Source organism: Herbidospora galbida, assembly GCF_005233835.1.
GTDB classification, from domain to species: Bacteria; Actinomycetota; Actinomycetes; order Streptosporangiales; family Streptosporangiaceae; genus Herbidospora; species Herbidospora galbida.
Genome location: NZ_SZQA01000008.1, coordinates 1 through 16,974, shown reverse-complemented (window position 1 = coordinate 16,974; position 16,974 = coordinate 1). Strand labels below are relative to the sequence as shown.

The 16,974-nt window shown below is 71.0% G+C and carries 17 protein-coding genes; 12 read left to right on the top strand and 5 right to left on the bottom strand.

Going from position 1 to position 16,974, the window contains the following annotated elements; all coding sequences use genetic code 11:
- The first annotated feature begins 21 nt into the window (after positions 1–21).
- Positions 22–993 carry a helix-turn-helix transcriptional regulator gene (locus FDA94_RS10715; RefSeq protein WP_137246912.1) on the top strand — a complete coding sequence of 324 codons (972 nt, stop codon included), beginning with the start codon at positions 22–24 and terminating at the stop codon, positions 991–993.
- Here the strand turns inward: FDA94_RS10715 and galK are convergent.
- Entirely contained in the window at positions 986–2,092 is a 1,107-nt protein-coding gene (gene galK / locus FDA94_RS10710) for a galactokinase (RefSeq protein WP_137246911.1), read from the bottom strand. The genes FDA94_RS10715 and galK overlap by 8 nt on opposite strands.
- A gap of 18 nt (positions 2,093–2,110) precedes the next feature.
- Here galK and FDA94_RS10705 point away from each other — a divergent pair, with 18 nt between their 5' ends.
- The 6 genes from FDA94_RS10705 to trxA all read left to right on the top strand — a co-directional run bounded on the left by FDA94_RS10705 (position 2,111) and on the right by trxA (position 5,468).
- Positions 2,111–2,902: a 1-aminocyclopropane-1-carboxylate deaminase/D-cysteine desulfhydrase gene (locus tag FDA94_RS10705; RefSeq protein WP_246059735.1), complete on the top strand. Its 792-nt coding sequence runs from the start codon at positions 2,111–2,113 to the stop codon at positions 2,900–2,902.
- 2 nt (positions 2,903–2,904) lie between these two features.
- The gene (gene pgeF, locus FDA94_RS10700) at positions 2,905–3,618 is read left to right on the top strand and encodes a peptidoglycan editing factor PgeF (protein ID WP_137246909.1); all 714 of its coding nucleotides are present in this window, start codon (positions 2,905–2,907) and stop codon (positions 3,616–3,618) included.
- 34 nt (positions 3,619–3,652) lie between these two features.
- Positions 3,653–3,829 carry a DUF4236 domain-containing protein gene (locus tag FDA94_RS10695; protein WP_137246908.1) on the top strand — a complete coding sequence of 59 codons (177 nt, stop codon included), beginning with the start codon at positions 3,653–3,655 and terminating at the stop codon, positions 3,827–3,829.
- A 117-nt stretch (positions 3,830–3,946) separates the two neighbouring features.
- Positions 3,947–4,741: a class I SAM-dependent methyltransferase gene (locus FDA94_RS10690; RefSeq protein ID WP_137246907.1), complete on the top strand. Its 795-nt coding sequence runs from the start codon at positions 3,947–3,949 to the stop codon at positions 4,739–4,741.
- A 77-nt stretch (positions 4,742–4,818) separates the two neighbouring features.
- Positions 4,819–5,157: a MerR family transcriptional regulator gene (locus FDA94_RS10685; protein ID WP_137246906.1), complete on the top strand. Its 339-nt coding sequence runs from the start codon at positions 4,819–4,821 to the stop codon at positions 5,155–5,157.
- Entirely contained in the window at positions 5,154–5,468 is a 315-nt protein-coding gene (gene trxA / locus FDA94_RS10680; protein ID WP_137246905.1) for a thioredoxin, read from the top strand. The genes FDA94_RS10685 and trxA overlap by 4 nt, the downstream gene beginning before the upstream one ends.
- Here the strand turns inward: trxA and FDA94_RS10675 are convergent.
- Positions 5,459–5,962, bottom strand: a complete 504-nt coding sequence (locus tag FDA94_RS10675; RefSeq protein WP_137246904.1) for an O-acetyl-ADP-ribose deacetylase — start codon at positions 5,960–5,962, stop codon at positions 5,459–5,461. The genes trxA and FDA94_RS10675 overlap by 10 nt on opposite strands.
- 22 nt (positions 5,963–5,984) lie before the next feature.
- Complete coding sequence (locus FDA94_RS10670; protein WP_137246903.1) at positions 5,985–7,544, bottom strand: GDSL-type esterase/lipase family protein; 1,560 nt, start codon at positions 7,542–7,544, stop codon at positions 5,985–5,987.
- Positions 7,545–7,942: 398 nt separating this feature from the next.
- Here FDA94_RS10670 and FDA94_RS10665 point away from each other — a divergent pair, with 398 nt between their 5' ends.
- The 3 genes from FDA94_RS10665 to FDA94_RS10655 all read left to right on the top strand — a co-directional run bounded on the left by FDA94_RS10665 (position 7,943) and on the right by FDA94_RS10655 (position 12,818).
- Positions 7,943–8,971, top strand: coding sequence for a DUF559 domain-containing protein (locus tag FDA94_RS10665; RefSeq protein WP_137246902.1), 1,029 nt, complete (start codon positions 7,943–7,945; stop codon positions 8,969–8,971).
- A 101-nt stretch (positions 8,972–9,072) separates the two neighbouring features.
- A complete protein-coding gene (locus FDA94_RS10660) occupies positions 9,073–9,624 on the top strand; it encodes a hypothetical protein (protein WP_137246901.1) in 552 nt (183 codons plus the stop codon).
- Positions 9,624–12,818: an ATP-binding protein gene (locus tag FDA94_RS10655; RefSeq protein WP_137246900.1), complete on the top strand. Its 3,195-nt coding sequence runs from the start codon at positions 9,624–9,626 to the stop codon at positions 12,816–12,818. Before FDA94_RS10660 ends, FDA94_RS10655 begins: the two co-directional genes overlap by 1 nt.
- Here FDA94_RS10655 and FDA94_RS10650 read toward each other — a convergent pair.
- Complete coding sequence (locus FDA94_RS10650) at positions 12,796–14,472, bottom strand: DUF2264 domain-containing protein (protein WP_246059733.1); 1,677 nt, start codon at positions 14,470–14,472, stop codon at positions 12,796–12,798. The genes FDA94_RS10655 and FDA94_RS10650 overlap by 23 nt on opposite strands.
- A gap of 55 nt (positions 14,473–14,527) precedes the next feature.
- On the opposite strand from FDA94_RS10650, the gene FDA94_RS10645 reads away from it, so the two are divergent.
- Together FDA94_RS10645 and FDA94_RS10640 are read left to right on the top strand one after the other, a co-directional pair.
- Positions 14,528–15,916: an aldehyde dehydrogenase family protein gene (locus FDA94_RS10645; RefSeq protein WP_137246899.1), complete on the top strand. Its 1,389-nt coding sequence runs from the start codon at positions 14,528–14,530 to the stop codon at positions 15,914–15,916.
- Positions 15,913–16,851: a hydroxyacid dehydrogenase gene (locus FDA94_RS10640; RefSeq protein WP_246059731.1), complete on the top strand. Its 939-nt coding sequence runs from the start codon at positions 15,913–15,915 to the stop codon at positions 16,849–16,851. The genes FDA94_RS10645 and FDA94_RS10640 overlap by 4 nt, the downstream gene beginning before the upstream one ends.
- Positions 16,852–16,861: 10 nt before the next feature.
- On the opposite strand, the gene FDA94_RS10635 is transcribed toward FDA94_RS10640, so the two are convergent.
- A partial coding sequence (locus FDA94_RS10635) for an integrase core domain-containing protein (RefSeq protein ID WP_137246897.1) occupies positions 16,862–16,974 on the bottom strand: 113 nt, incomplete at its 5' end.

The window sequence follows — 16,974 nt, the reverse complement described above, 5'->3', positions numbered from 1 at the left end:
TATCCGGGCAGAATCTGATTCATGTCCGACACGGCACAACGACTGCTGCGACTGCTCTCCCTGTTGCAGACGCCGCGCGACTGGAGCGGGCCCGAGCTGGCCGAGCGGCTCGGCGTCACCGGCCGCACCGTGCGCAACGACGTGGAACGCCTGCGCGGCCTCGGCTATCCGGTCGAGGGGATCAGGGGCGTCACCGGCGGCTACCGGCTCGGTCCGGGGGCGGAGCTGCCGCCGCTGCTGCTCGACGACGACGAGGCGGTCGCCGTCGCGGTCGGGCTGCGGGTGGGCGCGACCCAGGGCGCGGTGACCGGGATCGAGGAGGCGGCGCTGCGGGCCCTGACCAAGCTGGAACAGATGCTGCCCTCGCGGCTGCGCCGTCGCGTCCACGGGCTGCGGGCCTCCCTGGCCCCGCTGCCGCACCCGGGCCCCCGCGTGGACGCCGACACGCTCACCGCGATCGCGGCGGCCGCGCGCGACCACGAGCGGCTCCGGTTCGACTACACCGGTCATGACAGGTCGGCCGGCCGCCGGGAGGTCGAGCCGCACCGGCTCGCGCACAGCCGGGGCCGCTGGTACCTGGTCGGCTGGGACGTCGCCAGATCCGACTGGCGCACGTTCCGGGTCGACCGGCTGCGGCTGCGGACGCCGAACGGCCCGCGGTTCACCCCGCGCGAGGACCCCGGCGGCGACCTCGCCGGTCACGTCGCCACCGGCCTGGCCACCGCGACCTGGCAGTACCGGGCGCGGGTGACGGTCCACGCGCCGGCCGGGCACGTGCGCGCCCGGCTGCCGTCGGGTGTGCCGGTGGAGCCCCTGGGCGACGACGCCTGCGTGGCCGAGGTCGGCTCGGACTCCCCGCACCTGCTGGCCTGCTATCTCGGCATGCTCGACGCCGACTTCGAGGTGACCGGGCCGCCCGAGCTCCTCGCGCGGATCCGGGTGCTGGCCGACCGCTACCGGCGGGCGGCGCCGGACGACCCCGCCGCTAGCTGAGCCTGCGGGCTCCGGCCGAGGGGGTGGCGGTGCGGAAGACCGGCGGCTTCCAGCCCTTCGCCTCGTAGGCCTCCGCCACCGTCCGCCGCATGGCCTCGGCGCGGTCGGTCGCGACCAGGGCGATGGCCGAGCCGCCGAAGCCGCCGCCGGTCATGCGGGCGCCCCGCGCGCCGCCCCTGATCGCCGACTCGACGGCCACGTCGAGCTCGGGGCAGCTCACCTCGAACTCGTCGCGCAGCGACAGGTGGGAGGCGTTCAGGAGCGCGCCGATCTCGGCCACCGCGCCGGCCCGCAGGAGGCCGACGACGGCTTCGACGCGGTGGTTCTCGGTGACGACGTGCTGGGTGCGTTTCCGCTCGTCTCCGCTCAGTCTGGACAGGGCGCCGGCGAGGTCGGTGACGTCGCGCAGGGCCGGCACGCCGAGCTTGGCGGCGGCGCTCTCGCAGTCGGCCCGGCGCTTGGCGTACTGGCCGTCGGCCAGTTCGTGGTGCACGCCGGTGTCGATGATGACCAGGTCGAGGCCGTGGGAGGGCAGGTCGAAGGGGATCGCGCGGCTGCCCAGGGTGCGGCAGTCGAGCAGGAGGACGTGGCCCTCCTTCGACAGGGCCGAGGCGGCCTGGTCCATGATGCCGCAGGGCATGCCGACGACCTCGTTCTCGGCCCGCTGGCCCAGCCGGGCCAGGTCGAGCGGGGTCTGGCCGAGGTCGTAGAGGTCGTTGAGCGCCAGCGCGACGGAGACCTCCAGGGCCGCGCTCGACGACAGGCCCGCGCCCCGGGGGATGTCGCCGTCGATCGCGATGTCGGCGCCGCCGACCGGGAGACCGGCCTCGCGCATGGTCAGGGCCACGCCGATCGGATAGGCCGCCCAGCCGGCGACCTCCTCGACCGGGCCGCCGCCCGCCTGCGCCGACACGACCCGCACGCGGTCGTCGGACCGCCGGGCGACCGCCGCCGTGACGCCCCAGGGCACCGCGAAGGGAAGCACCAGGCCGTCGTTGTAGTCGGTGTGCTCGCCGATCAGGTTGACCCGGCCGGGGGCGTGCCAGACGCCCTCGGGTGTGCCGCCGAAGGCGGTCTCAAAGGAGGAAACGACCCGCATGACCGTTAGGTTATCGCTGTGGTCTCGCCTCTCACCCGCGCCGACGGGGTCCTGCTGAAGCGCGACGATCTTCTTCATCCCGACATCCCCGGCAACAAGTGGCGCAAGCTCAAGTACAACCTCACCGGCGAGCCGATCGTGACCTTCGGCGGGGCCTACTCCAACCACATCAGGGCCGTCGCGGCGGCCGGGCGCGAGTTCGGGTTCCCGACCGGCGGGGTGATCCGCGGCGAACCGGTCAGGAACGAGGTGCTCGACTTCGCGGTCGCCTGCGGGATGCGGCTCATGTTCCTCGACCGCGCGCGCTACCGGGCCAAGGCCTCGCCCGAGGTGCTGCGGCTCGTGCGCGAGGAGTTCCCCGGTCACCGCGTGATCCCCGAGGGCGGCTCGAACGCCGAGGCGGTGCGCGGGTGCATGGAGATCGGGCCCGAACTGGCCCATCTGGGCGAGGCGGTCGTGTGCTGCCCGGTCGGGACCGGGGGCACGCTGGCCGGGCTCGCCGCCGGGTTGCCGCCCGGGTTCACGGCCGTCGGGTTCTCCGTACTCAAGGGCGGCTCGTTCCTGCACGACGAGGTCGCCCGGCTCCAGACCGAGGCGCTCGGCCACGTCACGCCCAACTGGCGCATCGAGACCGGGTTCCATTTCGGGGGCTATGCCCGCACCACTCCGGAGCTGAGCGCGTACATCCGTGATTTCGAGACCCGGCACGGGCTCCGGCTCGACCACGTCTACACGGCCAAGATGATGTACGGCATCCGCGCCCTCGCGCTCGGTCCCACGGTCGTCGCGGTGATCACCGGTAGGGTGTGAGGGTGCTGCTGGCCGAGGGCGTACACGCCGTGATCACCGATCGTCATGGCGGCGTGAGCCCGGCCCCCTTCGGCGGCCGGAACCTCGGCGGGGCCGTCGGCGACGACCCCGAAAACGTGGCGGCCAACCGGCGGATGACCGCCCTGGAGTTCGGCGTCGACCCCGCCCGTGTGGTGCTCATGCGGCAGGTCCACGGGCGCGACGTCGCCTACGTCGACCGGCCGTTCGGCGACGAGCCGCCCGGCCTCGACGCGATCTTCACCGCCGAAGAGGGGCTCGCGCTGGTCTCGCTGGCCGCCGACTGCGCCCAGGTGCTGGTGGCCGATCCGGTCGCCCGGCTCGTCGGCGCCGCCCACTCGGGGCGGCCCGGCACCCTCGCCGGGGTGGTGCCCGCGCTGGTCGAGGCCATGGCCGGGCGCGGGGCAGACCCGGGCCGGATGGTCGCGCTGGTCGGGCCGGCCGCCTGCGGGCGGTGCTACGAGGTGCCCGCCGAGATGCGCGACGAGGTCGCCGCCGTCGTCCCCGAGGCCTGGGCGACCACCTCGCGCGACACCCCCTCGGTCGACCTGCGGGCGGCCATCGCGGCGCAGCTCTCCCGGGCCGGGGTGGACGACGTCCGGCACGACGCCCGCTGCACCATCGAAACCGGCGATCTCTACTCATATCGCCGTGAAGGGCAGACCGGGCGCTTCGGGGCCTATATCTGGCTCGGCTAGGAACTTTCCCCCCGATTCCGCTCGTTCTCCGGGCATGGGATGGGACTACCGGAAGTCGGTAAAAGTCGGACCGCTGCGCTTTCACCTCTCACGTCACGGCGTCTCCCGCAGCTACGGGGGCCGTCGTTTCCACGTCTATCGCACCCCTGACGGACGCCGCCACGTGACCGTGCGGCTGCCCGGCGGGTTCCACATCGGCAAGACGTTCTAGCGAGACGCGGACGGCCGAAGGCCGGCCGTGGCTCGCGTGGGGAGATCCTTCTTAGACAGGTCTCATTATCTGATACGGATCCTCTCGTATCGCGAGACGAGGCGTACTCTCGTGCCCATGCACTACACGCATGGGCACCATGAGAGCGTGCTGCGGTCCCACCGCTGGCGCACCGCCGAGAACTCCGCGGCCCACCTGCTGCCGCACCTGACCCCCGACACCACCCTGCTCGACGTGGGCTGCGGCCCCGGCACCATCACCGCCGACCTGGCGGCGCGGGTCGCCCACGTCACCGCCACCGAGATCGGCCCCGACGAGCTCGACCTCGCCCGCGCCGAGGCGGAGCGACGGGGGACGCCGAACATCGCCTTCGAGGTGGCCGACGTGCACGCGCTGCCGTACGGAGACAAGGCTTTCGACGTCGCGCACGCCCACCAGGTCCTGCAGCACGTCGCCGACCCGGTGCGGGCGCTACGGGAACTGGGGCGGGTGGCCCGGCTGGTCGCCGCCCGCGACAGCGACTACGGCGCGTTCACCTGGTATCCGGCGCTGCCGGAACTCGACGAGTGGCTCGCGCTCTACTACGCCGTGGCCCGGCGCAACGACGGCGAGCCCGACGCGGGCCGGCGGATGCTCTCGTGGGCCCGCGCGGCCGGGTTCACCGACATCGAGGTCTCCACCTCCACCTGGTGCTTCGCCACCCCCGACGACCGGGCGTTCTGGGGCGGCATGTGGGCCGACCGGGTGGTGAGGTCGTCGCTGGGCCGCCAGGCCGTGGACGCGGGGCTGGCCACGCCGGAGGATCTGCGGCGCATCGCCGACGGCTGGCTGACCTGGGCCGCCGACCCCGACGGGTTCCTGACGATCGTGCACGGCGAAGTGCTCTGCGCGTCTCTTGAGGCAGATTCATGACGCGAGCCACGTCCGGGCCTGCGGCCGTCCGCGTCTCGCTTGACCTTCACGCTGATGTGAAGGTTTAGCCTGCGGACATGCGGATCGGTGAGCTGGCACGGCGCTCGGGTGTGAGCACCCGCGCGCTGCGCCATTACGAGGAGAAGGGCCTGCTGGCCGCCCGCCGGGGCGCCAACGGATACCGCGAGTACGACGAGGCCGACGTGCGGCTCGTCCAGGAGATCCGGGCGCTGATGGCCGTCGGCTTCACCCTGGAGGACGCCCGCCCGTTCGTCGCCTGCCTGCGCGCCGGCAACGAGTCGGGCGGCGTCTGCCCCGAGTCGGTCGACGTCGTCCGCCGCAAGCTCACCGAGATCGACACCGAGATCCGGGACCTGATGGCCCGCCGCGACGAGATGCTACGGAGGAACACATGATCGAGGTCACCGCGGAGACGTTCGAGCGCGACGTGCTGGGCAGCGACCGCCCGGTGCTGCTCGACTTCTGGGCCGAGTGGTGCCCGCCGTGCAAGATGATCTCCCCCATCCTGGAGGAGATCGACCGCGAGTACGGCGACAAGGTCGTCATCGCCAAGATCGACGTCGACGAGCACCCGTCGATCGCGCTCCGCTACGACGTCATCGGCCTGCCCACCCTGAACCTCTACCGCGACGGCGAGGTCGTCCACCAGATCAAGGGCGCCCGCCCCAAGCGGGCCATCGTCGACGGGATCGCCCCTCACATCTGAGCCTGGAAGTGCTCGTACGCCTCGTCGGTGAACAGCACGAAGCGCACCTCCTCCACCTTGGTGGGGGTGGCCCTGACGGTCTCGACGGCGATCCGCGCCGCGTCGTCCATCGGCCAGCCGTAGATGCCCGCCGACACCGCCGGGAAGGCGACCGTCGAGGCCCCCAGCTCGTCGGCCACCCGCAGCGACTCGCGGTAACACGACGCCAGCGTCTTCGACCGGTCTTCGCTCCTGCTGTGCACCGGACCGACGGTGTGGATCACCCACTTCGCCGGCAGGCGCCCCGCCGTGGTGGCCACCGCCTGGCCCGCGTCCAGCCCCCTGCCGTAGGCGGAGGCCCGCAGCCGGCGGCACGCCTCCAGGATCTCGCTGCCGCCCTTCCGGTGGATCGCGCCGTCGACGCCGCCCCCTCCCAGCAACGAGGAGTTGGCGGCGTTGACGATCGCGTCGGCCCGCTGATCGGTGATGTCACCCTTGACCACGATGATCCGCATGGCCCGATTGTGCCCACTGGGCTCAGACGTTCACCACGTCGAACTGCTCCCAGGGCCCGACGGCGGTCCGGTTGGCGATGAGCGGCTGCGCGCCCCCGCCGTCGGCGCAGACCAGGTTGCCGTTGGCCTGGGCACGGAGGCTGATCGTGCCGTTGGGATTGTCGACGACCTGGAAGGTCTCCCACGGCCCGGCGGCGGTCCGGTTGGCGATGAGCGGCTGGGCTCCGGCGGCCTCGGCGGCGACGTACATGTTGTTGGCGCGTGAGCGCAGGGCGATGTTCCCGTTGCCCAGGTCGACGCGGTCGAACGTGGTCGCGTTGCCGTTGGCGACCAGGGTCGGCCCGGCGTTGACGAACTGGTTGTTGGCGCGCGAGCGGAGCCGGATGCCCGGCGTCCCGCTCGTGGCCCCGAACCAGGCGAGGTCGAACGCGTTGGCCATGGCCTGGAACCCGGCGTCGTTCGGGTGGAGGTGGTCGCCCGGGTCGTAGGCGGGCAGGAACCGGGTCGGGTTGGCGGGGTCACGCGTGGCGGCGTCGAAGTCGACGACCCGGTCGCAGCCGCTGCCCGCGCCGCGCACCCACGCGTTGTAGGCGGCGCGGCTGTTCTCGCCCTCCTGCGTCCAGTAGTTCGCGCCCTGGAACGGCGTGAGCGTGGCGCAGATGAACTGGATGCCCCGGGCGTGCGCCCGGGTGATGAGGTTCTGCGCGCCGGTGATGAGCTGCTGCGCCGTGGGCACGGGCCGGTTCGACCCGACGTCGTTGATGGGATTGTCGGCGAAGACGACCCACTTCACCCCGGTCTGGTTGAGCACGTCACGCTCGAACCGGTTGATGGCGCTCTGCCCCGCGCCGTCGCGCAGCAGCTGGTTGCCGCTGATGCCCTGGTTGACGACCCCCACGGTCCGCCCCGACGCGTTGAGCCGGTTCGACAGCAGGTTCGGCCAGCGCCGGTTGGCGTTGTGACTGGAGGCGACCCCGTCGACGATCGACGCGCCCAGCGCCACGACGGTGCCGGTCCCGGCGGCGTTGTCGACGTCCACCCCGGACAGGATGAAGGTGTCCCCCGTCTCCCCGGTAGGCGTGATGGTCGCGTGGCCCGCGACGTTGCCGGCGGCGATGTAGCTGGTCTGCAGCGCCGTCTGGTGATAGGTCGCCGGCCCGGTCGCCGACGGCAGGTGGAAACTCACCGCCAGGTCGGAGGAGGCCGCGACCGGCACACTCGCCGCGTCGCTGACGGCCAGCCCCCCGACGGGGATCGTCACCGACTGCTGCCCGCCGAACGTGATCACGCGGTCGGTCGCCGGATCGATCGACGACCCGCTGGCCCGCCGCGCGACGTGCACGTTCGAGACCGTGAGGGCCCGGTTGCCGAAGGCGTTGGAGAGCTGCACCCGCACGGCCGTCCCGCCGATGCTGGTGCGGACGATCTGGCGCAGGGTCTGGTTGCTGAACTCGCGGCTCCCGCTCTGGGGCGAGGCCGCCCACGTGCCGAGCCAGGTGGCGGCGGAGGCCGGAGCGGGGAGGTTCGCCGCGACGAGAACCGCGACGAGGGCGGCGACGAGCGCCCGGATTAACCGTTGCATCGTGTCCTTCTGCCTGTACGAGACCACGCTCGTGATCAGGCCGAGATTAAGCTGACAGGTCTTTGTCGTCAACAGATAGGTTGGATGTATAGGCACGGGAACGTGACAAAGCGACCGTTCGAGTGCCTTGAAACCGGACATAGGTCGGATCTGATGGCGGCAGGGGTGGCGCAGTCTTTTCCTGTACGGAGTGACCCGGATAAGTTCGGATATATCGGGATTTGAATGATTGTCAGGATGACTGTTTCGACGGTTTTGTTACTCCGGAAACGGAGTTATCTCTAGAATTCCTGCGCATCATGCGGTGTGCCCTATACCCTCTGCGGCGTCACGTTTTCAGAAGAGTGTCCGAGGGAACCGGCATGCCATTCTCGTGGGGCGATCTCCCGGTGGGGAGGGTGCTCCGCATTGCCGGAGTCGATTCCAGCATTGACGCCAATGTCATGGAATTGTTGCTGGACCCTTTACCGGAGACCGGCCCGGCCGTCGTCACCTACGCGGCCGCGGAGTGCGACTCGGTCCCTGAACTGGTCGGATCGATCCTCCGGGAACTGGAGACGCTGGCCGTCGGCCTCTTTCCCGCCTGGCTGCCCGAAGGCGAGAAGCTCGACGGCCCGGGTGGCGCCGGAATGGCGGCGGCGCGCGTTCTCGCGATGCGCATGGCCACGGGCGCCCGCCATTTCGGACCGTTCCTGGCCGAACTCGCCGCCCACGCGATTCAGCACCGGGACTCGTTCACCCTCAGGCCCACCCGGGGCCGTGCCTTTCCCGCCGAGGTCCGCGCGGCCGGGCTGGCCCGGGTCGTCGCGGCCGCCTACCGGCGGCACGAGGTGGCGCTCGTCGTCTATGTGCCGGAGAAGCTGAGTTCGCACGGCGAGACCGTGCTCGTGGCCGGATGCGAATGGCTCGCACATCAGAGCGGGATGGGCGTCTGGCTGGTCGGCCCCGAGGTCAGACGGGTCGAGACCGTCCATCTCAAGGTCCCGAAGGCGGTCGCCCTGCTGGCCGCGGGGCTTCCGCCGTCCGAGCCGCCTGCCGCCGTCCTCCGGTGGCCGCCGCTCCGGGGAGAACCCGCTCGCTACAGCGAGGTCGAGCAGGCCGTGGAGAAGGCGCTGCTCGAGTGTCCCTGGGCCCACGGGCGCGAATGGAACCAGACTTACCCGTCGAACGACGCGCTGTTCGTGACGATCCGCACCGATCTGATGTGGGCGCACGAGAAGTGCGTCGTGGAACTCGACGGACCCGAGCACCTGACGGCGGCCAAAGCCGAAATGGACCGACTTCGGGATCGGCATTTGGACCGTGACGGTTTCACCGTGCTGCGCTTCACCAACGAGCAGGTGCTCGACGATCTGCCGGCGGTGCTCCGCCGGATCAAGAAATTCCTCCTGGGGCGACGCCTCGGGCTGAGCGAAGGAGCAGTCTGATGTCCGAAGAAAAACTCACATACCGGCAGGTTGCGGCCCTCCTTGTCCTCAAGGAGCTGGGAACGGCTGTTGGCCACAAGGATTTGCGGGACAACTGGGGCTTGGACCTCGACACCAAGAACCGGGCCGGGTTGGTGGACGGCAAGCTGATCGAGTCGGAGAAGCGGGAGCGCGGAACCATCTGGTATCTGGTCACGCCCGCCGGTGAGGAGAGGGCACTGGAAGAGGTTCAGAAGGGTGTCGCGGTGACCTCGCGGTCGGGCAAGACTCTGGCGTTGCTCTACCTGCGCACGCTCTTGGGGCCCGCGGTGCCGGCGGCCGAGGAGGTGGCGCCCGAGCCGGAGGCGGCGCCGGAGCCGGCGGCGGTTCCGGTCGCCCTCGGTGGCGACGAGGTCGAAGACCGCATCCGTGAGGCCTACGCGAAGATCACCCCTGGTGTGGGGGAGTGGGTCACCCTGACCAGGTTGCGGCCCTTGCTCGATGACATCGACCGGTCGGAGCAGGACAACGCGCTGCGCCGGATGTTGCTGAACTCCCCTGAGGTACACATCCTCGCCGCGTCGATTCCCGGCAACCTGTCGCCGGAGGACCACGCGGCCGCCGTCGTGATCGGCAGCGAGCCCAACCACCAGCTTCGAATCGGGGCCCGCTGATGATCACGGACTGGTACGCGCTCAGCTCCCTGAACGTCATCTCGACGGTCAACGGCGGGGAAGACGTCTGGCGTCCGGTGCCCTTCCATGTCGAGGGGTTGCACCCCCAGGCGTCGCAGGCGCTGACGTCGGGGCTGGAGGCGGCCGCCCGGAGCGTGGGCACTTCCAGTCCGATCGGGGTCGTCCTCGAGGGGACGGCCGGAAGCGGCAAGACGCATCTGATGAGCTGGCTGCGCGAGCAGGTCATCCGGCGTGACGGCTACTTCTTCCTGATGAGCGTGCTCGACGCGCGCAACTTCTGGGAGAGCGCCCTGGTGTCCATCCAGGATGGTCTCGCCCGGGTCGGGGCGGACGAGGAGAGCCAGCTCAAGCGCTTCCTCCGCAATCTGACCGAGCCGATGTCACTGCCCCGCCGGACGCAACAGGCCGTCATCGGCAACCAGCCACTGGAGAAGGAGCACCTCAAGGAGTTCCTGCAGGGGCTGTACAAGCGAGACTCCAAGTTGTTCATGCAGGCTCAGGACACGGCCCGTGCGCTGGTCCTGCTGGCGGCGAACGACTACAACCTGGCCAGCCTGGGCGACAGTTACATGTACGGCCTGGAGGATTTCGAGGGCGATCGCCGCGAATGGGGATTCCGCCAGGCCATGCGGACTCCGCAGGAGTTGGTCAGGGACATCTCGGGCCTGCTGGCGCTGACCGGCCCGAGCGTCATGGCCTTCGACCAACTCGACCCGCTCATCAGCTCCATGGCGCTGTTCGGGGACGGCGTGGTCGACCCTCGGACCCGGGCCACCGCGCTGCAGATCGCCCATGGGCTGACCTCGCTGCGTGAGGTGACGAGCAGGACCTTGTCCGTTGTCTCCTGCCTGCCGGACACGTGGATTCTGCTCAGGCAGTTGTCGGTGACGAGCTTCAAGGACCGGTTCGAGCAGACCACGATCCTCAAGCGCGTTCCCTCTCCCGAGGTCGGCCAGGAGCTCGTGATCCGACGGCTGGCCGAGCATTTCAAGGGCATCGGCTTCGAGCCGCCCTATCCCACCTGGCCGGTCCGGCCGGAAGCCTTCGCCGAGGCCCCGTTCTACACGCCGCGAGTGATTCTTCGGGCGCTCACCGAGCACATCAAGGCCTGCGTCGCGCGGGGCGAGGTCAAGGAGCTCTTCCGTTTCGACGGAGTCGAGACGCACCAGGTCGAACCGGTCACCGCGATCCAGACGACGCTCAGCGAAGTCCACGGCATCGAGACGAAGTTCGCCCTGCTCGAAGACGCCGCGCACGTCACCGGGGCCCTCGACGCGACGCAGGAGGACGCCGTCCTCCCCGGCCTGCTCGCCGCCGGGCTGCAGGCCTGGGCCATCGAGAAGGGCGACGACACGACGACCTACAAGGTCGACCCGACCTTCGGCCAGAAGACCTCCCTGCACGCGCGCCTCCGCCAGGTCCTCGACGAGGCCAGGGAGGACGAGATCCACTGGGCGATCCGCGGCATCAGCGCCAAGCATCCGAACGCGGCGCTGACCCGGCTCAAGAGGGCGGCCATCGCGGCGGGCCTCGAAGCCGAGACGCCCAAGCGCAGGCTCATCGTCCTCAGGAACGTTCCGTGGGCGGCCGGGCCCAAGACCCAGCAGGCCCTGGCCGACTTCCGGGCGAGGGGCGGGCGGATCGTCACGGTCGACGAGGACGACCTTAAGAGCCTCAGCGCCCTGCGCGACCTGATGGCGCAGAACCCGCCCAGCCTCAACAAATGGCTGGTCCTCAAGCGGCCGGCGAGTGCGATCAAGCTGCTCAGGGACGTCCTCGAGGACTGGTCCGACGAGCCGCAGGCCGCCGCTCCGCAGGTGCCGCACGTCCCAAAAGCACCTGAGGGCGACATCCTCGAGGAGCCGCCCGCACTGCCGACCCGCGAGGCGGGTTCCTCGGGGCACTCGCCGGTGACCTTGATAGAACCCGTCGTCCTGCCCGCCAAGGCGCCCACCCTGATCGTCGGCCGATCCTACGAGCGCGGGCTCCCGGTCTCGGTCGAACTCGAGGCGCTGCGCAAGCACACCGCGATCTTCGCCGGTTCAGGCTCGGGCAAGACCGTCCTGATCAGGCGGATCATCGAAGAGTGCGCGCTGCAGGGCGTCTCCTCGATCGTGCTCGACACCAACAACGACCTCGCCCGTCTCGGTGACGCGTGGCCCGAGGAGCCCTCGGCCTGGGGGCCCGGTGACGCCGCGCGGGCGGCTCGCTACATCGCCGACACCGACGTCGTCGTGTGGACGCCGCGCAGGGAGAAGGGCCGGCCGCTGGCGTTCCAGCCGTTGCCCGACTTCACGAGCGTCCGGAACGACGTCGACGAGTTCAACGAGGCCGTCGACGCAGCCGTGGCCGCGCTGGTGCCGAGGGCCAAGGCCGAGGGGAACACCAGCAAGGCCGCGGTGTCGCGGGCGGTGCTCAAGGAGGCCGTCGTCCACTTCGGGAGGTACAAGAGCGGCGGCCTCAACGGGCTCATCGGGCTGCTCGCCGACTTCCCCGAGGACATCAGCCAGATCAGCGGCGCTGTCAAGATCGCAGACGGGCTCGCGCAGGTGCTCCGGGCGGCGATGGTCAACGACCCGCTGTTCGGCGGCGAGGGGCAGCCGGTCGATCCCGGCCGGCTGCTCACCCCGGCCGCCGGCAAGCGGGCCCGTGTCTCGGTCATCTCGTTCGTGGGGCTGCAGAGCGACTCCGAGCGGCAGTCGTTCGTGAACCAGCTGCAGATGGCGCTCTTCGCCTGGATCAAGAAGAACCCGGCGGGCGACCGGCCTCTGGGCGGGCTGTTCGTGATGGACGAGGCGCAGAACTTCGCCCCTTCGGGTGCCACGACCGTGTGCACGCAGAGCACGCTGGCGCTCGCCTCCCAGGCCAGGAAGTACGGGCTCGGGCTGGTGTTCGCCACGCAGGCGCCCAAGGGCCTGCACAACCGGATCCCCGGCAACGCGGCCACCCAGTTCTACGGGCTGCTCAACGCGCAGGTGCAGATCGAGGCGGCCAAGGAGATGGCCCGGGTCAAGGGCGGCAGCGCCGACGACATCGGGGCGCTTCGCAGCGGTCAGTTCTACGTCGCACCCGAGGGGGCGGGGTTCGCGAAGGTGCGTACGCCTCTCTGCCTCAGCCACCACCCCCGTGCGCCGTTGACGACCGAGGAGGTCATCGACCGGGCGAGCCGGTGACCCTGGCCACCAGCCAGTATTCGCCCGGATCGTGCTCCCCCCGCAGGGTGGGGAGGATCGTGCGCGGCACCAGGACGTTCGTCCCCGGGTGCGGCTGCACGACCTCCCCGTCCCGCCGGACCCCCGTCGGCCAGTCGGAGTCGGTCACGTCTTCGATGCGGGACAGGCCCTGGTCGGAGGTCGCCCACGCGTAGCCGTCGCCGGTGCCGCGGCCGGTCTCGGTGTCGCGGTTGACCGCGAAGGCCGCTTCGGCGGTGAACAGGCGGCGGGCCGACACGATGCGGTGGACGCGCAGGTGGTCGGGGGCGCGGGGGATCAGCCACGTCTCGATCTGGACGTCGTCCCACGGTGACCAGCGCAGGTGGAGGTCTCCAACCGCCTCGGGGACCTCGCAGCAGCGCCAGTGCAGGCCGTCGTCGCTCAGCGCCAGGGTGCTGTCGAAGGCACCCTGGTCCAGGCCGTAGCTCCCGGCGGGGACGCTGAAGCCGAAGACGGTTGAGTAGGCGAACTTGGCGTACTTGGCCGGGCCGCCGCGGGCCCACGTGTTGTGCTGCGCGGTGCTCAGCAGGACCACGTGGCGGCCTTCGTCCGACCGGATCACGGCCACCCCGGCCTCGGGCTGGCGGACGACTCCGTCGGTCGGCGGCGCGGGCGTCTCGGGGGTGGTCCAGAAGGGGTGGTCCTCCGCCAGGGCCAGGGGGAGGAACGCCTTCATGGCCCAGTAGGGCGACCCGGGGGCGTTGTACTGCTCCGCGAGGAGCGGCTGCGGGTAGGCGTAGCCGACCGTCAGCACCCCGTCGCGGGTGGCGACGTCACGGCTCTGCCACCAGCGCAGGTGCCGGAGCAGGTAGCCCTTGGTCTCGCCCCACGGCAGCGCGTCGACCTCGGCGAACGCCATCGCGCCCCAGAACGCGGCCTGCGCGTGGCGGTAGGTCATCGACCGGCCGAAGGGGACGGCCGCGCCGTCGGCGGCGAACCAGTGGCGGAAGTCGAGGGCGAACTGGCCCGCGCGGGCACGGAAGCGCTCGGCTCGGGCGTCGTCGCTCAGACCGGCGTAGATGAGGCCGTAGTAGTGCATCGCGAACGGCACGTAGTAGTCGCGCTGGGCGGTCGGGCCGTCGGAATACCAGCCTCGGCCGAGGGCGAAGGACTCCAGCCGGTCGAGCCGGGCCTCCACCGACGCGTCGACGGGTACGCCGACCCTGCGCAGGCCGAGGGCGACCAGGACGGGGAAGAACTGCCAGTTGTTGTCGACGCCCGACCGGGCGAGGGCCTGCGACAGCCACGTCGCCACCCGATCGCGCTCGATTCCGCTCAGACCGTCCCACAACTGCTCGGGTGCCAGGGCGAGGGCGAAGCCGAGCGCGGCCGTCTCGACCAGGCGCTGGTCGACCTCGGCGATGTCGCCCCAGTATTCGGGGTGCCCGGGGTCGGTGCCGGTCGCCAGGCCCTCGCGCCACGGGTCCAGGCCCTCGCCCAGGGGGGCCAGGCCCCACAGGGGGCGGGCGAAGGCCTCCAGTTCGGCCGCCGCGTCGTCGTAGTGGGCGGTGTTGACGCCGAGTCGCAGACGGGCGCGGCCGGGGCTGAAGAACGGGTGCAGCGGGGTGACGAGATCCCGGACGAGCTGGGCCATCGACGCACGATCCGCTGCCATCTCGCTCCTGTCAATACTTATTTTTATATATACGCTTAAGTATAGAATATAGCCTATGCACTACATCGATGGGGCTTTCGTCCCGGCCGTTCACACCGCTCCCGTACGGGAGAAGGCCACCGGGGCCGAGATCGGGCGCTACGCCCTCGGCACCGCCGCCGACGTCGACCGGGCCGTCGAGGCCGCCCGCCGCGCCCAGCCGGGATGGGCCGCCCTCGGGGCGCCCGAGAGGGCCGCCTACCTGACGGCGTTCGCCGACCAGCTGCGGTCGCGCTACGACGAGCTCGTCGAGCTGTCCATGCGGGAGACCGGGGGAGTCCGGGCCAAGGCCGTCGACGAGGTGTCGGCGGGGCTGAAGCAGCTGGCCATCTCCGCCGTGGAGGCGTGCGGGACGGCGGGGGAGGTCCTGCAGCCGTACAAGGCAGGAAAGCTGTCGCTCTCCCGGGCGGTGCCGCTCGGGGTGCTCGGGATCATCACGCCCTGGAACTATCCGGTCAACCTGGCCATGCGGGCGGTCGCGCCGGGGCTGGCGTTCGGGAACACGATCGTGCTCAAGCCGGCCGAGCTCACGCCGATCATCGGCGGGCAGGTGCTGGCCGAGGCCGCCCACGCGGCGGGGCTGCCGCCCGGCGTCTTCAACGTCGTCGAGGGCGACGGGCCCGAGGCGGGGCACGCGCTGGCCGAGCACCGGGGGCTCGACCTGCTCGACTTCACCGGGTCGCGGGAGGTCGGCACGGCCATCGCGCTGTCGGCCGCCCGGGACCTGCGGCCGGTGCGGCTGGAACTCGGCGGCAGCAACGCGTTCGTGGTGCTCGACGACGCCGACGTCGAACTGGCCGCGTCGTGCGCGCTGATCGCGTCGCTGGAGTTCCAGGGGCAGACGTGCATCAGCGCGAGCCGGCACATCGTGCTCGAACCGGTCGCCGACGCCTACGTCGCGGCGCTCACCCGCAAGGTCGAGGCGCTCAAGGTCGGGGATCCGTTCGATCCCGCCAGCGACCTCGGGCCGCTGATCAGCGAGGTGCAGCGCGACCGCGTGCACGAGCGGATCGTGCTGCCGTCGGTCGCGAAGGGGGCCGTCGTCGCCACCGGCGCCACCTACGACGGGCTGTTCTACCGGCCGACCGTGCTCACCGGGGTCACCCCCGACATGCCGGCGTTCGCCGAGGAGATCTTCGGGCCGGTGCTGCCGGTCACCGTCGCGGCGACGGAGGAGGAGGCGATCGAGCTGGTCAACGGCTATCCGATGCTGATGAACTCGGTCTTCAGCCGGGACCTGATGCGCGGCCTGGCCGTCGCCGAACGGCTCAACGCGGGCGAGGTGCACGTCAACGACGCACACGCCCGGCACGGCGCCGAGAACCAGATGCCCGGCTTCACCCGCCGTCAGTGGATCGGGGTGCAGCGCGGGCCGCTCGACCTGCCCGGATGGACCCGGCGGTGATCGTCGACTACGCGATGTACCCGGAGCTCACGGCCCGGCTCTTCGACACGCCCGAGCCGCCGCTGACCGAGTTCCACAGCCCGGCGGCGCGGGCGCGGCTGGCCAGGACCGAGATCCTGGTGACCGGCTGGGGGTGCCCCGTCCTCGACGGCGGGGCGCTCGACGCCGCGCCGAACCTGAAGGCCGTCGTCCACGCCGCCGGGAGCATCAAGGGGCACGTCACGCCCGAGGTGTTCGCGCGCGGCGTCGTGGTCAGCTCGGCCGCCGACGCCAACGCGATCCCGGTCGCGGAGTTCACGCTCGCGATGATCCTGCTGGCCAACAAGGCCGTGTTCCGGCTCGCCCGCGAATACGGCGCGGCGCGGCGGGACCTGGGCCTGCTCACGCAGGACAACGACCTCGGCAACTACCGCAGGACCGTGGGCGTCGTCGGGGCGTCCCGGGTCGGCAGGCGGGTCATCGAACTCCTGCGGCCTTTCGACCTGGAGGTGCTGGTCGCCGACCCCTACGCCGACGACCTGGTCACCCACGACCTCGACGAGGTGATCGGCCGCAGCGACGTGGTGTCGATCCACGCCCCGGCCACGCCGGAGACGTACCGGCTCATCGGCGCGGAGCGCCTGCGGGCGATGAAGGACGGCGCGACCCTCATCAACACCGCGCGGGGCTCCCTCGTGGACGAGGAAGCGCTCGTCGAGGAGCTCCGCACGGGACGGATCTTCGCGATCCTGGACGTCACCGACCCCGAACCCCCCGCGCCCGGCTCGCCGCTCTGGGAACTGCCCAACGTGGTGCTGACCCCGCACGTCGCGGGGGCGCTGGGCGGGGAGGTCGGGCGGCTGGGGCAGGCGGCGCTCGACGAGGTGGCACGGCTGACGCGCGGCGTCCCCCTCAGGTACGAGGTGGACCCGCGCGTCCTGTCCCGCCAGGCCTAGCTGTACTCGGTCATGACGTTGGTGACAGTCGGCTGATCGGAGGGTGACCGTCCAGTGCGCTGTGACGTCGTCGGGTGTTGTAGTGCTCCATCCATGGTTGCAGGGCGTCGGCGCGGTGGGTGT

Coding starts and splice junctions, on each gene's coding strand:
- FDA94_RS10715 (WP_137246912.1), top strand. CDS start 22: ATGTCCGACACGGCACAACGACTGCTGCGACTGCTCTCCCTGTTGCAG.
- galK (WP_137246911.1), bottom strand. CDS start 2,092: ATGCGGGTCGTTTCCTCCTTTGAGACCGCCTTCGGCGGCACACCCGAG.
- FDA94_RS10695 (WP_137246908.1), top strand. CDS start 3,653: ATGGGATGGGACTACCGGAAGTCGGTAAAAGTCGGACCGCTGCGCTTT.
- FDA94_RS10690 (WP_137246907.1), top strand. CDS start 3,947: ATGCACTACACGCATGGGCACCATGAGAGCGTGCTGCGGTCCCACCGC.
- FDA94_RS10685 (WP_137246906.1), top strand. CDS start 4,819: ATGCGGATCGGTGAGCTGGCACGGCGCTCGGGTGTGAGCACCCGCGCG.
- trxA (WP_137246905.1), top strand. CDS start 5,154: ATGATCGAGGTCACCGCGGAGACGTTCGAGCGCGACGTGCTGGGCAGC.
- FDA94_RS10675 (WP_137246904.1), bottom strand. CDS start 5,962: ATGCGGATCATCGTGGTCAAGGGTGACATCACCGATCAGCGGGCCGAC.
- FDA94_RS10670 (WP_137246903.1), bottom strand. CDS start 7,544: ATGCAACGGTTAATCCGGGCGCTCGTCGCCGCCCTCGTCGCGGTTCTC.
- FDA94_RS10655 (WP_137246900.1), top strand. CDS start 9,624: ATGATCACGGACTGGTACGCGCTCAGCTCCCTGAACGTCATCTCGACG.
- FDA94_RS10650 (WP_246059733.1), bottom strand. CDS start 14,472: ATGGCAGCGGATCGTGCGTCGATGGCCCAGCTCGTCCGGGATCTCGTC.
- FDA94_RS10645 (WP_137246899.1), top strand. CDS start 14,528: ATGCACTACATCGATGGGGCTTTCGTCCCGGCCGTTCACACCGCTCCC.